Origin of the sequence: Ralstonia sp. RL (genome assembly GCF_001683835.1) — a bacterium.
Lineage (GTDB): Bacteria > Pseudomonadota > Gammaproteobacteria > Burkholderiales > Burkholderiaceae > Ralstonia > Ralstonia mannitolilytica.
The window spans coordinates 95,075-113,101 of sequence record NZ_LWRX01000148.1 but is presented as its reverse complement, the minus strand read 5'-3'; the positions used below and the strand labels follow the sequence as shown (position 1 = coordinate 113,101).

The following is an 18,027-nucleotide window of genomic DNA, read 5'->3' as shown; positions in this document are numbered from 1 at the left end:
ATCACCCGCGCAGGGCATCGACCAGACGCGCACGCACGTCGGGCTTGCCATCGAACGGGTCCGACGGGTTGCGCTGCGAGATGATGTCTTCAAAGCGGCGCTGCACCGGTGCCAGCGCGTGCGGGTGCGAATAGATGTAGAAGCCCGCGTTGCGGATGGCGTCGAAGGTCATCTTGCCGACCTGCTCGGCCGTCACCTTGCCGGAACTGACAGCCTTCTCCGACATGGCGCGCGAGACGAGCTGCGACTTGGTCGGCGGCGCCGTATTGGCGAGATCCTGCGGGCGGTTGCGGTCCGACTGCGTGATGCCGGTCGGCACGAAATACGGGCACAGCACCGAGCAATGAATCTGCTCGGTCACCAGGCTCAGATCCTGGTACAGCGATTCGGACAGCGCCACCACCGCATGCTTGGACACGTTGTAGATGCCCATGGCCGGCGCATTCAGCAGCCCCGCCATCGACGCCGTATTGACGATATGGCCCTCGTACGACGGATCCTTCCTGGCGGCTTCGAGCATGAGCGGCGTGAAGATGCGCACGCCGTGGATCACGCCATGCAGGTTCACACCAAGCACCCAGTCCCAGTCGCGCTCGGTGTTCTCCCAGATCAGACCGCCCGCGCCCACGCCCGCGTTGTTGAACAGCAGGTTCACCTTGCCGAACGTCTTCATGGCCGCATCGGCCAGCGCCTGCACGTCTTCCACCTTCGACACGTCGACGCGCAGCCCGATCACTTCCACGCCCTGCGCCGTGAACTCGGCCACGGCGGCATCCAGCGCATCCTGCTGGATATCGGCCAGCACCAGCTTCATGCCCAACCCGGCCGCGTTCTTGGCGAACTCCTTGCCGAAACCCGACGCACCGCCCGTGATGACGGCCACACCGCCTGCGAATTGCTTCATACGTGTCTCTCTCGTGTTGTTGGCATGAAATGCGATGGCGTTGGCAACGCCGTCAGTCTGCCGTCTCGACCTTGCGCACGGCGTAACCCACGCGCGGGAAATGCACCACCACCTGCCCGACACGCGCATCTTCACGCAGCACGCCCACGGCGTCGCGCGTGGAGACGATCAGCTCGCCTTCGACCGGGTCCACGCCGTAATCGACAGCGGCCACCGTCACGCGTGTGCCCTTGGGCAGGCCGTAGCGGTCGTCGAAGGCCGCCTTCGTGTCCGTCAATGCGCGCGGCGTGGCGGCCTTTGCAATATCGAGCGCTTCGGCGGGCGTCATCGGCTGCGCCTGCGAATGGCCCAGCGCCGCGACCCGGTGCATCCATGCCACCACGTCGGGATGGGCATCCAGAATGCCCGCCACCGCCGCGGCGCGGCGAATGAACCACAGGCAGTGGTAGACGGAGAAATCGGCCACGGTCGGCTGCTCTCCGAACAGGAAGATGTGCTCGCCGGTCGCGAGCTGGCGCTCGAGCTGCGCCAGGAAGACGTGCAGGGTCGACGTCGCTTCCGGCAGCGGCGTGCGCAGGCCTGTGCCGCCGGCGCGCATCGCCTTGCGGTCTTCCACGAACGCCTTGACGAATGCCTCGGGCGCGCCGCCGAACAGGCTCTGGAAACCGGCCGGCTGCGTGACGTAGGTGGCCGTCGCCCAGAACAGCGTCGTGTCCGCCCATTGCGCCATGGCGAACACGGCCGCCGCATGCTCCGACGGCACCAGCTTCGGCAGCGGGTGGATCGATTCGAGCACCTGCGCGATCAGCGCCGTATCGCAGTAGATATCCGCGCCGATCTGCAGGAACGGCGTGCGCCGGTAGCCGCCCGTGAGCGGCATCACGTCGGGCTTGGGCAGGATGGAGGGCACCGTGACGGACTTCCACGGCTGGTCCTTGTAGCCGAGGATCAGCCGCACCTTCTCCGAAAACGGCGAGGTGGCGTAGTGATGCAGGATCAGATCCGTCATGGGCATTCCTGGTGGTTTCGTGGGCGCCGATCAATCGAGCAGATCGGGTTGCTCTTTGACGATGCGCGCATAGAGCGGCTGGAACTGGAACCACCCCGCCTGCGCCGAGCCCACGATGGAATACGCCTGGCGCGCAGCCGCATCGGAAATCGTGCGCGGTGCCTCGCCCGTGCGCGCGGCAGCGGCTTCGGCCAGCAGCTGCACCTGGCACGAGCGCTCCATCGTGATGAACCACCACGCCGCCTCGTCGACGGTCTTGCCGACTGTCAGCAGGCCGTGGTTCTGCAGGATCGCGGCCTTGTTGTCGCCGAGCGCCTCGGCAATGCGCTGACCTTCGTCCAGCTCGACTACCACGCCGCCGAAATCGTCGTACACGGCGTGGTCTTCGTAGAACGCGCAGACGTCCTGCGTGAGCGGATCGAGCTTGCGCCCGAGTGTCGACCACGCGCGACCGTATGTGCTGTGGGAATGCGCCGCGGCCACCGCGTCGGGCCGTGCCTGGTGCACGCGGGAGTGGATCGCAAACGCTGCGGCATTGACCGGGTAATCGCCTTCGACCACGTTGCCGTGGTGATCGCAGCGGATCAGGTTCGACACCTTGACCTGGCTGAAGTGCACGCCGAACGGGTTCACCCAGAAGCTGTCCTGGTGCTCGGGGTCGCGCGCGGTGATGTGGCCGGCCACACCTTCATCGAAACCGAATCTGGAGAACAACCGGAACGCTGCAGCCAGCCGCTGCTTGCGGTGCAGGCGCTCTTCTTCAACGGTGGCGAATTGCGGCGGACGCGGCAGGTTGCGATAGCGGGCGGCGGCCTCGGGGCTGAGGCTGGCGCTCATGCTGTCGGGCCGCTTGGCGTGTGCGGTTTCAGGTGCATTCATGGTGTCTCCTTCACGCAGTCATTGTGGGTGGGGCCATTCTGTGGCGGCCCCTGCCCGGCGGACTGTCAATGGCTTGACAGTCCGTGCAGCCACATCAAAACGTCAGACCAGCTTGACGAGCTGCTTGCCGAAGTTCTTGCCCTTGAGCAGGCCCATGAAGGCTTCCGGCGCGCTCGCCAGGCCCTGCGCCACGCTCTCGCGGAACTTGAGCTTGCCCTGTGCCACGTAGCCGCCGAGTTCGCGCAGTGCTTCCGGCCACACGTCCATGTGTTCGGAGACGATGAAGCCTTCGATCGTCAGGCGCGACACCAGGATCAGCTGCGGGTTCTGCATCGGCAGCGGCTGGCCGTCGTAGCCGGCGATCATGCCGCACATGGCGATGCGCCCGAACGGGTTCATGCGCGAGAGCACGGCGTCGAGGATCGTGCCGCCGACGTTCTCGAAGTACGCGTCGATGCCGTCCGGCGTGGCCTCCTTGAGCATCCTGTAGAGCTCTTTCGGGTCCTTGGCGGCCTTGTAGTCGATACAGGCGTCAAAGCCGAGTTCGTTGACCACGTAGTCGCACTTGTCCTTGCCGCCGGCAAAACCCACGGCGCGGCAACCCTTGAGCTTGGCCAGCTGGCCGACCACGCTGCCCACGGCGCCCGAAGCGGCGCTCACCGCCACGGTCTGGCCAGGCTTCGGGTGCATGATCTTGTTCAGGCCGTACCACGCCGTCACACCGGGCATGCCCACCGCGCCCAGGTATGCCGACAGCGGAATGTGACGCGTGTCGACCTTCTGGATGCCGCGGCCATCGGAGATGCCGACCTCCTGCCAGCCGAACATGCCGACCACGCTGTCGCCGACGGCAAACGACGGGTTCCTGGACGCCTCCACCACGCCCACCGTGCCGCCGATCATCACTTCATCGAGCGGCTGCGGCTGCGCATACGACTTGCTGTCGTTCATGCGACCGCGCATGTACGGGTCGAGCGACAGGAAATGGTTGCGCACCAGCACCTGGCCGTCCTGCAGTTCCGGCAGATCCACCGTCTCCAGGCGGAAGTTCTCGGGCGTCACGGCCCCCTGGGGGCGCGAAGCCAGAACGATGCGCTGATAGGTCTTCGACATGAAAAACGCTCCTGAATATCGGATATCGGTGTTGGGTCGGGGTGTTACTTGTGTTGCATGAAGTACTCGGCCAGCGCCGCAAATGCCCGATGCGTGACCGGATCATTGGCCGCATTGGCAGCGACCGGGTGCGAGGCATAGCGCACGATCGTCATCTGGGCCACCGGATCAATATAGATGCGCTGGCCGTGGATGCCGCGCGCTTCGAACGTGTGATGATCATTGCTCGAAACCCACCACATGTTGCGATACGAGTAGCCGGGCAGCGTCGTGTAGCCTGCCTTGGCAAACTTGGCCGGGTCGCCGCCGCGGCGGATGTCGTCGATCACGCTCTTGGGCAGGATCTGCCTGCCATTGAAGCGGCCATCGTTGCGGATCATCTCGCCAAAGCGCGCCAGGTCGCGCAGCGTGGTGTTCAGGCCACCGCCGCCCGATTCCGTACCGATGCTGTCGACCGAGAAGTACGCATCGTCCTGTGCGCCCATCGGCTGCCAGATGCGCTCGGACAGCAGCGCCGCCAGCGATTTGTTCGACGCACGGCGCACGATCCACGCCAGCGTTTCGGCGTTGACGGTCTTGTACGCGAATTCCGCGTCGTGCTCGCCTTCCTTGCGCAGCGTCGTGAGGTAGTCGTAGAAGTTGTCGGGGCCCTTGTAGCCCGGCGGGCGCGGCAGCATGCCGCCGGCGCGGGCGTAGGCCCAGACATCGGCGTTCGGGTCGGCATAGTTCTCGGAGTAACGCACGCCCACGGTCATGTCCATGACCTGGCGCACGGTGGCGTCGCCATAGGCGGTGTCCTTCAACTCCGGCACGTACTGCGTCACCGGCGCAGCCGGATCGAGCTTGCCGTCCGCCACGAGCATGGCGGCCAGCGTGCCAACAAACGATTTTGTGACCGACATGGCGATGTGCGGCGTATGCGCATCGAGCGCGCCAAAGTAACGCTCGTAGACCACCTTGCCCTTGTGCATGACGAGGATGCCGTCGGTGTAGGTCAGCTTGAGCGCCTCGGCAAACGTGCGGCGCGTGCCGTTCGGATCGGTAAACAGCACGCCGCTGATGTCGCGCTCGGCGCGCGGCAGCTTGCTGACGGGGCCGTCACCGCGCCAGACCGCGCGCGTCGGCACGAACTCGCGCACGTGGCTGTAGCCGTAGCGCGTGCGCGGGAACATGTTGCCCGCCAGGTCAAAGCGGATGATGCGATCGGGCGGCGGCGGGAAGCCCTGCATCCAGCCCATCTTGTTCGGGTCGGATTCGTCGGCCGTCAGCGGCTTCTGCGCCGGCGGGTTCGGTGCAGGGGGTGCTTGCACGGTGGCCGGCGCATCGGCCGCCGGGGCCGGATGGGAAGCGCATCCTTCGAGGGTCATGGTCAGTCCGGTGGCGCAAAGCAGCGTGATGGCAAGGGCGGACACGGCCCGCCGCGCAGGTTGTTGCATCGTCATCTCCTAGATGGTTCTTCTTATGAGCCGAACCGGATTCGGCCTGCCACCCGGCATGGCTGTACTGCGGACTTCATTGCAGGCAGATCAGCCGTCCGCGCCCGGCTCAGGTGTGCGCGGCGGCGGCATCCGCTTGACGAACTTGAACGTGCCTGAGCCGCGTGCCACCAGCTTGCCGTCGCAATCGCGCACCTCGCCTTCGCAGAAGGCCATGGTGGTCGACTGGTGCACGCAGCGCGCGCTCGCCGTGAGCGTGCCGCGTCCGGGCTGCATGAACGCCGTCTTCATCTCGATCGTCACCACGCCGCGGCCGTGTGTGTCCGCCGAGCGGCCCGCCATGGCCATCGCCACGTCGAGCATCGTCATGGTCACGCCGCCGTGGGCCATTTCCCAACTGTTCATGTGCTGGGCTTCAAGGGCGAGTTCGACGATGCCCTCGCCGCCCTCGGCCTTCAGGCAGCGCATGCCGAGAAGCTTCAGGAAGGGAATGTCGATCGGAAAACCGTTGTTGTCTGCGCTCATGCTGCGTTCAAGAGAGTGGAAAGCAGCCGAAATTAGACCACGCTCACGCCGCCGTCGACGGCCAGGATCTGGCCCGTGATGTGCTTCGAAGCGTCTGACGCGAAGAGCGCCGCCACCCCCTTGAGGTCTTCGTCATCGCCAATGCGACGCAGCGGCGTGCGCGCGGCGAGCGTGTCGACGCCCAGCTTTTCCAGCGAACCGCGCGTCATCTTCGAAGGGAAGAAGCCCGGCGCGATGGCATTGACAGTGATGTTGTACTCGCCCCATTCGCCCGCCAGCGCACGGGTGAAGTTGACCACCGCGCCCTTGCTGGTGTTGTAGGCGATCGTGTCGAGCGTGCCCGGCGCATTGCCCTTCAGGCCGGCGATCGACGCCACGTTGATGATCTTGCCGTACTTGCGCGGGATCATCGATCGCTTGCCGATCTGCTGCGAGAGCAGGAACAGGCCGCGGATGTTCAGATTCATCACCTTGTCCCACGCCTCCACCGGGTGGTCTTCGGCCGGTGCGCCCCACGTGGCGCCAGCGTTGTTGACGAGGATGTCGACGTGGCCGAGCTTGGCAAGCGCCCCGTCGGCCAGGCGCTGGATGTCGGCTTCGACGGCGCCATCGGCGGCAATCCAGTCGGCCTCGATGCCGAGCGACTTCAGGTGCGCCTGCGCTTCCTTCAGCTCATCGGCCTTGCGGGCCGACAAGACGATGCGTGCGCCCTGCTCGCCCAACGCTTCGGCAATCTGCAGGCCAAGCCCGCGCGAGCCGCCCGTGACCAGCGCGGTCTTGCCCGAGAGATCGAACAGCGATTTCAGCGTACCCATGGTGTCTCCTGTCTCGTTGTTGTTTGCGATGGCCTAGAACCAGGCGTCCTGCATATCCAGCGTGGTCGTGTCGAGCGAGCCCAGCAGCGCGATCTGCGGGTCGATCTTCGGCAGTTCCCACTGGAAGAAGTAGCGTGCGGCCTGCAGCTTGCCGCGGTAGAAGTCAGCGTTCTCGCCATGGGCATCCGGCAAGGCCCTGGCGGCGGACAGCGCCTGCTCCAGCCAGATCCACGCGATGACGACGTGGCCGAACGCTTCCAGATACACCGATGCGTTGGCCAGCGTGACGCGCGGATCGCCGGCGGCCCACAGCGTCTGGGTGACCTTGGCGAGCTTCTGCGCAGCCATGCCGAGTGCACGGCCGTGGCCGACCAGCGTTTCGTCGTCGGTTTCCAGCGCGCGCCCGACGGTGGCCTGCACGCGCTCGCCAAGGGCCGTGAACGCGGCGCCGTCGTGCATGACGACCTTGCGGCCGAGCAGGTCCAGGCCCTGGATGCCGTGCGTGCCTTCGTGGATCGGGTTCAGGCGATTGTCGCGGTAGAACTGCTCGACGTTGTATTCGCGCGTGTAGCCGTAACCGCCGTGCACCTGGATCGCCAGGCTGTTGGCCTCCAGGCACCACTGCGACGGCCAGCTCTTCGCGATCGGGGTGAGGATGTCCAGCAGCAGGCCAAGCTTGGCGCGCTTGGCGGCATCCGTCTCGCCGCGCTCTTCGTCGACCAGCTTGGCGCAATACAGGTTCAGGCCGAGCGCGCCTTCCACGTACGCCTTCTGCGCGAGCAGCATGCGGCGGACATCGGCGTGGTCGATGATGCGGATCTGCGGGGACGCGGGGTTCTTGCCCGACGGCCCCACCGGACGCCCCTGCGGGCGGTTGCGCGCGTAGTCCAGTGCGTGCAGGTAGCCCGTGTAGCCGAGCATCGTCGCGCCCATGCCGACGCCGATGCGCGCCTCGTTCATCATGTGGAACATGCAGGCGAGCCCCTTGTGCGGCTCGCCGACGAGGTAGCCGACGGCACCGGCGCGCGGCTGGCCGTCAGCACCCTTCGGACGGAACTGCGTGCCTTCGCCAAAGTTCAGCAGACAGTTGGTCGTGCCGCGATAGCCCATCTTGTGATTCAGGCCGGCGAGCACCACGTCGTTGCGCTCGCCGAGCGAGCCGTCTTCGTTGACGAGGAACTTCGGCACGATGAACAGCGAAATGCCCTTCACGCCGGGAATCAGCTTGCCGTCCGGGCCAGGGATCTTTGCCAGCACGAGGTGGATGATGTTCTCCGACAGCTCATGCTCGCCGGCGGAGATCCACATCTTGTTGCCGGTCAGGCGGTACTGGGGGCCGAGCCGCGATTCGCCTTCGTACTCCGCGCGCGTGACGATGTCCGACAGCGACGACCCGGCCTGCGGCTCCGACAGGCACATCGTGCCGTAGAAGCGGCCTTCCATCTCGGGCTGCACGAACGTTTCGATCTGCTCCGGCGTGCCGTGCGCGAGCAGCAGGTTCGCATTGCCGATGGTGAGGAACGGATACGAGCTGGTGCCGACGTTGGCGGCCTTGAAGAAGCCGAAACCCGCTTTCTCGACCACGGTGGGCAGTTGCATGCCGCCGAGCTGGAAATCCTGCCCCGCGGCCATCAGGCCGGCCTTGTTGAAAGCGTCCAGCGCGGCCTTCACCTCGGGGATGATGTGGACCCGGGTGCCGTCGAAATGCGGTTCCTGCTGATCGTTCTTCTTGTTATGCGGGGCGAAAAGGTCGGTGGCGATGCGCTCGCAGGTGTCGAGGGCGGCATCGAACGTTTCGCGGGAATGGTCGGCATAACGCGGAATGCGTGTGAGCGATTCGACGTTGAGCCATTCGTAGAGCAGGAAGCTGAGGTCGCGGCGGGATAGCAGTTTCGAGGACATGATGTTGGTGGTGCATCCTGTGTTTCGTGCCCTGCCCGGGCGAGGGCTTTGGGTCAACCCCTTGTTTCGTGCCGTGCCGGGCCCGACTCACCCTCTTCGTCTTGCCAAAGAAAGCAAGCAAAGAAAGGCGCGCGCGAGATGGCGATCAGGCCAGCGCTACCAGAAACAAAACAGGCTCCCGTTTTGCGCGGGAGCCTGTCTGTTCAGAGCACCTCGAACAGGCCGGCTGCGCCTTGGCCGCCGCCGATGCACATGGTCACGACCACGTACTTGACGCCGCGGCGCTTGCCTTCGATCAGCGCGTGGCCGACCAGGCGTGCACCCGACACGCCGTACGGGTGGCCCACGGCGATGGCGCCGCCGTTGACGTTCAGGCGGTCCATCGGGATGCCAAGCTTGTCTGCGCAGTACAGCACCTGCACGGCGAACGCTTCGTTCAGTTCCCACAGGCCGATGTCTTCCACCTTCAGACCCGCCTTCTTCAGCAGCTTGGGCACGGCAAAGACGGGGCCGATGCCCATTTCGTCCGGCTCGCAGCCGGCCACGGCAAAGCCGCGGAACACGCCCAGCGGCTGCAGGCCCTTGGCGGCTGCCACCTTGCCGTTCATCACCACCGCGGCCGATGCGCCGTCGGAGAACTGGCTGGCGTTGCCGGCCGAGATCACGCCGCCGGGCATGGCGGTGCGGATCTTCGTCACCCCTTCGAGCGTCGTGTCCGGACGAATGCCTTCATCAGCCGAGATCGTGACTTCGCGCGTCATGATCTGCCCGGTCTTGGCATCGGCCACGCCCATGACGGTCGTCATCGGGACGATCTCGTCGTTGAACTTGCCGGCGGCCGCAGCGGCGGCGGCGCGTTGCTGGCTCTGCACGCCGTATTCGTCCTGGCGCTCCTTGCTGATGTTGTAGCGCTTGGCGACGTTCTCGGCGGTCTGCAGCATGCTCCAGTAGATTTCAGGCTTGTGCTTGTTCAGCCAGCCTTCCTGCAGCATGTGGCGGTTCATCTCCTGCTGCACGCACGAGATGGACTCCACCCCGCCGGCCACGAAGATGTCGCCCTCATCGGCGATCACGCGCTGCGCGGCCATCGCGATGGTCTGCAGGCCCGACGAGCAGAAGCGATTGACGGTCGCACCCGGCACGGTCACGGGGCAGCCGGCGCGCAGGGCGATCTGGCGCGCGATGTTGGCGCCCGTCGCGCCTTCCGGGTTCGCGCAGCCCATCAGGACGTCTTCCACCTCGCCCGGCTCGATCTTGGCGCGGGCGATGGCGTGCTGCACTGCGTGGCCGCCGAGCGTGGCGCCGTGCGTCATGTTGAAGGCGCCCTTCCAGCTCTTGGCCAGGCCCGTACGTGCGGTGGAAACGATGACTGCTTCGGTCATGGTGTTGCTCCTCGTATCTGGTGGGGGCGCAGCTTCGGCTGCGCCCGTGGTATTCCGTTATCCGTTCAAGATCGCGTGCGACTGCAACCGCGCGATGCCCGCATCCGTCATGCGCTGCCACGCCTGCGCCAGCGAACCGTTGAGGTCGATCGCGCGGCAGGCATCTTCGATGACGGCGACTTCCAGCCCCGCAGCACGCGCATCCAGTGCCGACCATGCCACGCAGAAATCCGTGGCGAGCCCGACGCAGAACACGCGCTGGACCCCAAGCTCGCGCAGGTAGCCCAGCAGGCCGGTCGGCGTCTTCCGATCCGCTTCAAAGAATGCCGAGTAGCTGTCGATGTGCGGGTGATAGCCCTTGCGGACGATCAACTGCGCATGCGGCACGTCCAGCCCCTCAGCGAGCGCGGCGCCCGTGCTGTGCTGCACACAGTGCACGGGCCACAGCACCTGCTGGCCGTACGGCAGGTCGATCGTGCCGAACGGCTGCGTGCCCGCATGGTTGGCCGAGAACGACACGTGCTCGCGCGGGTGCCAGTCCTGCGTCAGCACCGTGCGCGCAGCGGGCCCGAAGGCCTTGGCGAGCCGGTTGACGACCGGGATGACCTGGTCGCCGTCCGGCACGGCCAGCGCACCGCCGGGCAGAAAGTCGTTCTGCACGTCGATGATCAGCAGGCAGTCGGTGGGCGTGAGTTGCATGGCGGTGATCGCGTCGATGAATTGGCCGCTTATTCAGCCATTGAAGGCCTTGCCCTCGTCGGCCAGCTTCTGCAGCAGCGGGGCGACCTGCCATGCTTCGCCGTGGTAGCCCTTGCTGTAGCGCCGCATGGCTTGCACGACGTTGTACAACCCGACGGTGTCTGCGTAGAGCATCGGGCCGCCACGGAACAGCGGGAAGCCGTAGCCGGTCAGGTACACCATGTCGATATCGGAAGCCTTGGAGGCAATGCCCTCTTCCAGGATCTTCGCGCCTTCGTTGACCAGCGCGAACACCAGGCGCTCCACGATTTCCTCGTCCGAAATCTTGCGGCGCGTGATGCCCAGATCCTTCGAGTGCTGGACGATCATGTCATTGACCTGCTGGTTCGGATACGGCTTGCGGTCACCTGCCTTGTAGTCGTACCAGCCGCCGCCCGTCTTCTGGCCGAAGCGGCCCATCTCGCACAGCAGATCGGCCGTCTTCGAATAGACGATGTCCGGCTTGTCCACGGCGCGGCGCTTGCGGATGGCCCAGCCGATGTCGTTGCCGGCCAGGTCGCCCATGCGGAACGGGCCCATGGCAAAGCCGAATTTTTCGATCGCCTTGTCGACCTGCTCGGGCAGCGCGCCTTCGTCCAGCAGGTAGCCGGCCTGGCGGCTGTATTGCTCGATCATGCGGTTGCCGATGAAGCCGTCGCACACGCCCGAGACGACCGCCGTCTTCTTGATGACCTTGGCCAGCTTCATGACCGTGGCCAGCACGTCCTTGGCCGTTTCCTTGCCGCGCACGACTTCCAGCAGCTTCATCACGTTGGCCGGGCTGAAGAAGTGCATGCCGACCACGTCCTGCGGACGCTTGGTGAAGCTGGCGATCTTGTCGACGTCCAGCGTGGAGGTGTTCGACGCCAGGATCGCGCCCTGCTTGACGACTTCGTCGAGCTTCTTGAACACGACCTCCTTGACGCCCATTTCTTCAAAGACGGCCTCGATGACGAGGTCGGCGTCCTTGATGTCGTCGTAGGACAGCGTCGGCTTGAGCAGGGCCATGCGCTGCTCGACCTTCTCTTGCGTGAGCTTGCCCTTCTTGGCGCTGTTCTCGTAGTTCTTGCGGATGGTCGCGACGCCGCGGTCCAGCGCTTCCTGCTTGGTTTCCAGGATCGTCACCGGAATGCCGGCGTTCAGGAAGTTCATCGAGATGCCGCCGCCCATCGTGCCGGCGCCGATCACGGCCACCTTCTCGACCTTGCGCACTGGCGTGTCTTCCGGCACGTCGGGGATCTTGCTCGCAGCGCGCTCGCCGAAGAACGCATGGCGCAGCGCGCGCGATTCAGGCGTGTTCACCAGCTCGATGAACAACTCGCGCTCGAACTTGATGCCGTCGTCGAAGCGTTTTTCGACGGCGGCCTGCACGGCGTCCACGCACTTGCCCGGCGCGGGGAAGTTCTTTGCAACGGCTGCGACCGTGTTGCGCGCGAATTGCAGGAAGCCTTGCGGATTGTCGTGCTCGACCTTGCGATCGCGCAGCTTGGGCAGCTTGCCCTCGGCCGCGGCCTTCAGCGCGAACTCGATGGCGCCGGCCATCAGGTCGCCTTCGATCATCTGGTCGAACAGGCCGCTCTTGGCGAGCTTTTCCGACGGGATGGCGTTGCCGGACACGATCATGTTCAGCGCCGGCTCCAGGCCGATGGCGCGCGGCAGACGTTGCGTGCCGCCTGCGCCCGGCAGGATGCCCAGCTTCACTTCGGGCAGCGCGATCTGCGCGCCGGGTGCGGCCACGCGGAAGTGGCAGCCCATCGCCAGTTCCAGTCCACCGCCCATCGCCACCGAGTGGATGGCCGCGACGACCGGCTTGGTGCTCGACTCGACCGCCTTGATGACAGCGTGCAGCGTCGGCTCCTGGGTTGCCTTGGGGGTGTTGAACTCGCGGATGTCGGCGCCGCCCGAGAAGGCCTTGCCAGCGCCGGTGATCACGATGGCCTTGACGCTCGGGTCGTCGCCCGCCTTGACCATACCTTCAACGATGCCCAGCCGCGTGGAATGGCCAAGGCCGTTGACGGGCGGGTTGCTGAGCGTGATGACGGCAACGCCGTCCTGGACCTTGTACTCCGCAGTCATGCTGGTTCCTTTGGTGATGCGAGGGCCGGCAGATCAGGCGCACCGTGCCTCGCGGTTGAACTGTCTCTCGAATGTCGTTTTTTTAACGCGCGGTAAGGCCGCGACTCGACACAGAATACACAAAATAGCACGGTCGTTCAATTTTTATTTTTGCGCTGCACGGCGCCGTCTGGAGGGCGATGCGGCACGCCTCGGCGGGTTCAAACCGTGTGCTGCAGCACGGATTTTTTGCCCGCTACGTGACGGTTTTGATAGAGTCGCGCATTTCGTTCGCCAGGTGCCCATCAGGCACGGGGACGTCTCGTCACATTTCGTCGATTTGATTCGCGATCCGAGCAAAATCGACCACTCTGTATCCATGTCAGAACACGCTACCCCGTCCTCAGAGACGCCGGGCTTGCGCCGCACATTGCGCGCGCGCCATCTCACCATGATCGCCATCGGCGGGTCGATCGGCACCGGGCTCTTCGTGGCCTCGGGCGCGTCGGTCTCGCAGGCCGGCCCCGGAGGCGCCCTCGCCGCCTACATCCTGATCGGGGCGATGGTCTATTTCCTGATGACCAGCCTAGGCGAGCTTGCCGCCTATATGCCGGTTTCGGGGTCGTTTGCCACCTACGGTGCGCTGTACGTGGACGAAGGCTTCGGCTTCGCGCTCGGCTGGAACTATTGGTACAACTGGGCCGTGACGATTGCCGTGGAGCTGGCGGCCGCGCAGCTCGTCATGCATTACTGGTTTCCCGATGTGCCGGGCGTGCTGTGGAGCGCCGTGTTCCTCGCCGTCATGTTCCTGCTCAACGCCATCTCGGTGCGCGGCTTTGGCGAGGCGGAATACTGGTTCGCGCTCATCAAGGTCGTCACGGTCATCTTCTTCATCGGCATTGGCCTGGCGATGATCTTCGGGATCATGAAGGGCGGTCCGCAATCGGGCCTGCAGAATCTGACGATCGGTGATGCGCCGTTTGTGGGCGGACTGCCGGCGATGATCGGCGTGGCGATGATCGCGGGGTTCTCGTTTCAGGGGACGGAGCTGATCGGCGTGGCGGCTGGCGAATCGGCCGACCCGGCACGCACCATTCCGCGTGCGGTCAAGCAGGTGTTCTGGCGCATCCTGCTGTTTTATGTACTGGCCATCTTCATCATCGGCGTGCTGGTGCCGTACACCGATCCGAATCTGCTGTCGACGGAAGTCACCAACATTGGCGTGAGCCCGTTCACGCTGGTGTTCAAGCATGCCGGCCTGGCGTTTGCGGCGGGGTTGATGAATGCGGTGATCCTGACGGCCGTGCTGTCGGCGGGCAACTCGGGCATGTATGCATCCACGCGGATGCTCTACAACCTGGCGACGGAAGGCCGGGCGCCGCGCATCTTTGCGCAGCTCTCCCGGAACGGTGTGCCGCGCAATGCACTGCTGGCCACAACGGCCGTGGGCGCGCTGTGCTTCCTGAGCTCGCTGTACGGCGACAAGACGGTCTACCTGTGGTTGCTCAACACGTCCGGCATGACCGGCTTTGTGGCGTGGCTCGGCATTGCCGTCAGCCACTACCGCTTTCGCAAGGGGCTGGTGGCGCAGGGGCATGATTCGTCGCAACTGCCGTATCGCTCCAAATTCTTCCCGTACGGACCGCTGTTCGCGTTTGCGCTGTGCCTGGTCATCACGCTGGGCCAGAACTATCAGGCGTTCACCAGCGGCACGATCGACTGGCCGGCGGTGATCGCCACCTATATCGGCATCCCGATCTTCTTTGCGATCTGGTTCGGTTACCGGCTCGTGCGCGGCGGCGGCATCGTGCGCTACCAGGACATGCACTTCCCGCGCCCGCCCGTCACGCGCGACCCGCTGGCCGGCCAGGATGCCGGCCCCGAACTTCCGACCGTCTCCACCCGCGCGCCGCAATAACCCTGCCCGCCTGCCGATCGCTTTGCGCCGGCGGGCGTTTTGATTGTTGGACGCCCGACCACGGCTTCACTGTCATGCATACACCCATCACCCCCACCGGGCTCGAGGCTCAATCCCAACTGCGCCGCCGCCTGCGCTCGCGCCACATCATGATGATCGCCCTGAGCGGCGCCATCGGCACGGGCCTGTTCGTCGCGTCCGGCGCGTCGATTGCGCAGGCCGGCCCGGGCGGCGCCCTGCTCACCTACACGCTCATCGGCGTCATGGTCTATTGCCTGATGACGAGCCTCGGCGAGCTGGCGGTGCATCTGCCGGTGTCCGGCTCGTTTGTGACCTACAGCCGGCTGTATGTGGAAGAAGGCTTTGGCTTTGCGCTCGGGTGGAACTACTGGTTCTCATTGGCCGTGACGGTGGCGGTTGAGCTGGCGGCGGCCCAGCTGGTGATGAAGTACTGGTTTCCGGGGGTGTCGGGCATCGTGTGGAGCGCAGCGTTCCTGCTGCTCATGTTCATGCTCAACGCCTTCTCGGTGCGCGGCTTTGGTGAAGCGGAATACTGGTTCTCGATGGTGAAGGTAGTGACCATTGTCGTGTTCCTGCTGATCGGGCTGGCCATGGTCTTCGGCATCATGCACGGCGGGCCGGCTTCCGGCTGGCACAACTTCACCGTCGGCGACGCGCCGTTCGTGGGCGGCGTACCGGCCATGGTGGGCGTGGCGATGATCGCCGGGTTCTCGTTCCAGGGCGTGGAGACCGTGGGCGTGGCGGCCGGCGAGGCGGAGAACCCTTCGCGCACGATCCCGCGCGCGATCCGCCAGACGTTCTGGCGCATCCTGCTGTTCTATGTGCTGGCGATTCTCATCATCGGCGTGCTGCTGCCGTACACCGATCCGAACCTGCTGCGCAATGAAGCCACCGACATCGGTGTGAGCCCGTTCACGCTGGTGTTCCAGCATGCCGGCCTCGCGTTTGCCGCCGGGATGATGAACGCGGTGGTGCTGACTGCGCTGCTGTCGTCGGGCACCTCGAGCCTTTATGTATCGACGCGGATCCTCTACGACCTCGCGCTCGAAGGCCAGGCGCCGCGCTGGTTTGCGAAGGTGTCGGGCAACGGCGTGCCGCATCGGGCGCTGGTCGTCACGTCGGCCGTGGGCGCGCTGTGCTTCTTCAGTTCACTGTTTGGCGACCAGGTCGTCTACCTGTGGCTGCTGAACACGTCTGCGGTCACGTGCTTCATCGCCTGGTTCGGCATCGCCCTGGCGCACTACCGCTTCCGCAAGGGTTTCGTGAGCCAGGGCCATTCGGCGAGGCAGCTGGCCTATCGGTCGCCGTTCTTTCCGTTCGGGCCGATCATGGTGGCGATCCTTTGCGTGGTGATCATCCTCGGGCAGAACACCAAGGCGCTGCTTGCGCCGGTGGAGAACCTTGGCGCGTTCCTGTCGACGTATTGCGGTGTGTTCGTATTCGTGGCGATCTGGCTCGTATACCGCTGGAAGTTCAAGACGCGGTTTGTGCCGTATGCGCAGATGCAGTTCAGCACTGCGCACCTGGCGGCCGAGGCGGCAGATGCGCCTGCAGGGGCTCAGGGGGATGCGCGGCCCTCTTCGGCCGTCTCCGGCAAGGCCTGAGCGCCACGGTGCGCAAGACACCGTGAACAAAAAAAAGGCGGCACATTGGCCGCCTATCTTCTTGCCCGCCGACTGAGAATCAGACTTCCACGCCCTGGCTCTGCAGGTACTCGTCGTACGTGCCAAGGTAGTCGGTCAGCGTGCCGTCGGTACGCACTTCGATGATGCGTGTTGCCAGCCCGCTGACGAATTCGCGGTCATGCGATACGAAGATCAGCGTGCCGTCGAACTTGTCGAGCGCGATCTGCAGCGATTCGATCGACTCCATGTCCATGTGGTTGGTCGGCTCGTCCAGCGCCAACACGTTGTGGCGGCCCAGCATCAGCTTGCCCCAGATCATGCGGCCCTTCTCGCCGCCCGAGAGCACCTTGACGCTCTTCTTGATGTCGTCGGCCGAGAACAGCAGACGTCCGAGCGTGCCGCGCAGCGACTGGTCGTCATCGCCGGCCTGCGTCCACTGGCTCATCCAGTCCATCAGGTCGCGGTCTTCGGGGAATTCTTCGTAGGTGTCCTGCGGCATGTAGCCGACGTTGGCGTGCTCGGCCCACTTGACGGTACCGCCGTCCAACTCGATGCCGCGCTGCACGCCGGTCTTGACGGCGCCGTTGAGCAGGCAACGCAGCAGCGTCGTCTTGCCCGCGCCGTTCTCGCCGATGATGGCGATCTTTTCGCCGGCGCGCACGGCCATGGTCAGGCCGTCGAAGATCGTGCGGTCGTACCGCTTGCGTGCGTTCTCGGTTTCCACGGCCAGGTTGTGCAGCTTCTTCTCGAACTCGAAGCGGATGAACGGGTTCTGGCGCGACGACGGCTTGATGTCTTCCACCTTGATCTTGTCGATCTGCTTGAGGCGCGACGTGGCCTGGCGTGCCTTGGACTTGTTGGCCGAGAAGCGGCGCACGAAGTCCTGCAGGTCGGCAATGCGCTCCTTGGCGCGGGCGTTGGCCGCCATCTGGCGTTCGCGCGCCTGCATGGAGGCTTCCATGTAGTCGTCGTAGTTGCCCGGGTAGACCTTCAGCGTGCCGTAGTCCATGTCGGCCATGTGCGTGCAGACCGAGTTCAGGAAGTGGCGATCGTGGGAAATGATGATCATGGTGGAATTGCGCTCGTTGAGCACCGATTCCAGCCAGCGGATCGTGTTGATGTCGAGGTTGTTGGTCGGTTCGTCCAGCAGCAGGACATCGGGGTTCGAAAACAGCGCCTGCGCCAGCAGCACGCGCAGCTTCCAGCCCGGGGCGACCGCGCTCATCGGGCCGTTGTGCTGGTCGGTCGGGATGCCGACGCCCAGCAGCAGTTCGCCGGCGCGGGCTTCGGCCGTGTACCCGTCGTATTCGGCGTACTTCGCCTCCAGTTCGGCGGCCTTCATGTAGTCTTCGTCGGTCGCTTCCGGGTTGGCGTAGATGGCGTCGCGCTCTTGCGCGGCGGCCCACATCTCGGTGTGGCCCATCATCACCACGTCCAGCACGCGCATGTCTTCGTAGGCGAACTGGTCCTGGCGCAGCTTGCCCAGGCGGACGCCCGGTTCCAGCATCACGGTGCCCGAGCTCGGCTCCAGATCGCCACCCAGGATCTTCATGAAGGTCGACTTGCCACAGCCGTTGGCGCCGATCAGGCCATAGCGATTGCCCTCGCCAAACTTGACCGAGATGTTCTCGAACAAGGGCTTGGGCCCGAACTGCATGGTGATGTTGGCGGTGGAAAGCACGTGAAGACCTTGATTGGAAAGCGG

The 18,027-nt window shown here is 65.0% G+C and carries 14 protein-coding genes; 2 read left to right on the top strand and 12 right to left on the bottom strand.

Features of this window, described 5'->3' with window-relative positions:
* Position 1 precedes the first annotated feature (1 nt).
* The 11 genes from A6M56_RS14195 to A6M56_RS14145 form a co-directional block, all read right to left on the bottom strand.
* Positions 2-904, bottom strand: coding sequence for an SDR family oxidoreductase (locus A6M56_RS14195; protein WP_045786808.1), 903 nt, complete (start codon positions 902-904; stop codon positions 2-4).
* Between the two features lie 52 nt (positions 905-956).
* Positions 957-1,913, bottom strand: coding sequence for a glutathione S-transferase family protein (locus A6M56_RS14190; RefSeq protein ID WP_062739194.1), 957 nt, complete (start codon positions 1,911-1,913; stop codon positions 957-959).
* A gap of 30 nt (positions 1,914-1,943) precedes the next feature.
* Positions 1,944-2,792, bottom strand: coding sequence for a class II aldolase/adducin family protein (locus tag A6M56_RS14185; RefSeq protein WP_045786806.1), 849 nt, complete (start codon positions 2,790-2,792; stop codon positions 1,944-1,946).
* Between the two features lie 102 nt (positions 2,793-2,894).
* Complete coding sequence (locus A6M56_RS14180) at positions 2,895-3,905, bottom strand: NADP-dependent oxidoreductase (protein ID WP_062739193.1); 1,011 nt, start codon at positions 3,903-3,905, stop codon at positions 2,895-2,897.
* Positions 3,906-3,949: 44 nt separating this feature from the next.
* The gene (locus A6M56_RS14175; protein ID WP_045786804.1) at positions 3,950-5,341 is read right to left on the bottom strand and encodes a serine hydrolase domain-containing protein; all 1,392 of its coding nucleotides are present in this window, start codon (positions 5,339-5,341) and stop codon (positions 3,950-3,952) included.
* A 90-nt stretch (positions 5,342-5,431) separates the two neighbouring features.
* Entirely contained in the window at positions 5,432-5,866 is a 435-nt protein-coding gene (locus tag A6M56_RS14170; RefSeq protein ID WP_102079786.1) for a PaaI family thioesterase, read from the bottom strand.
* A gap of 32 nt (positions 5,867-5,898) precedes the next feature.
* Positions 5,899-6,681 carry an SDR family oxidoreductase gene (locus A6M56_RS14165; protein ID WP_102079785.1) on the bottom strand — a complete coding sequence of 261 codons (783 nt, stop codon included), beginning with the start codon at positions 6,679-6,681 and terminating at the stop codon, positions 5,899-5,901.
* A gap of 33 nt (positions 6,682-6,714) precedes the next feature.
* Positions 6,715-8,583, bottom strand: coding sequence for an acyl-CoA dehydrogenase (locus tag A6M56_RS14160; RefSeq protein ID WP_102079784.1), 1,869 nt, complete (start codon positions 8,581-8,583; stop codon positions 6,715-6,717).
* 203 nt (positions 8,584-8,786) lie between these two features.
* Positions 8,787-9,965: an acetyl-CoA C-acyltransferase gene (locus A6M56_RS14155; RefSeq protein ID WP_045786800.1), complete on the bottom strand. Its 1,179-nt coding sequence runs from the start codon at positions 9,963-9,965 to the stop codon at positions 8,787-8,789.
* 57 nt (positions 9,966-10,022) lie between these two features.
* Entirely contained in the window at positions 10,023-10,664 is a 642-nt protein-coding gene (gene pncA / locus A6M56_RS14150; RefSeq protein ID WP_045786799.1) for a bifunctional nicotinamidase/pyrazinamidase, read from the bottom strand.
* Positions 10,665-10,697: 33 nt separating this feature from the next.
* A complete protein-coding gene (locus A6M56_RS14145) occupies positions 10,698-12,779 on the bottom strand; it encodes a 3-hydroxyacyl-CoA dehydrogenase NAD-binding domain-containing protein (protein WP_102079783.1) in 2,082 nt (693 codons plus the stop codon).
* Between the two features lie 358 nt (positions 12,780-13,137).
* Between A6M56_RS14145 and A6M56_RS14140 the strand changes: the two genes are divergently transcribed.
* Positions 13,138-14,676 carry an amino acid permease gene (locus A6M56_RS14140; RefSeq protein ID WP_045786797.1) on the top strand — a complete coding sequence of 513 codons (1,539 nt, stop codon included), beginning with the start codon at positions 13,138-13,140 and terminating at the stop codon, positions 14,674-14,676.
* Between the two features lie 74 nt (positions 14,677-14,750).
* Positions 14,751-16,301 carry an amino acid permease gene (locus A6M56_RS14135; RefSeq protein ID WP_102079782.1) on the top strand — a complete coding sequence of 517 codons (1,551 nt, stop codon included), beginning with the start codon at positions 14,751-14,753 and terminating at the stop codon, positions 16,299-16,301.
* 79 nt (positions 16,302-16,380) lie between these two features.
* Here A6M56_RS14135 and A6M56_RS14130 read toward each other — a convergent pair whose 3' ends face one another.
* Positions 16,381-18,003, bottom strand: coding sequence for an ABC-F family ATPase (locus A6M56_RS14130; protein WP_102079781.1), 1,623 nt, complete (start codon positions 18,001-18,003; stop codon positions 16,381-16,383).
* Between the last annotated feature and the right edge of the window lie 24 nt (positions 18,004-18,027).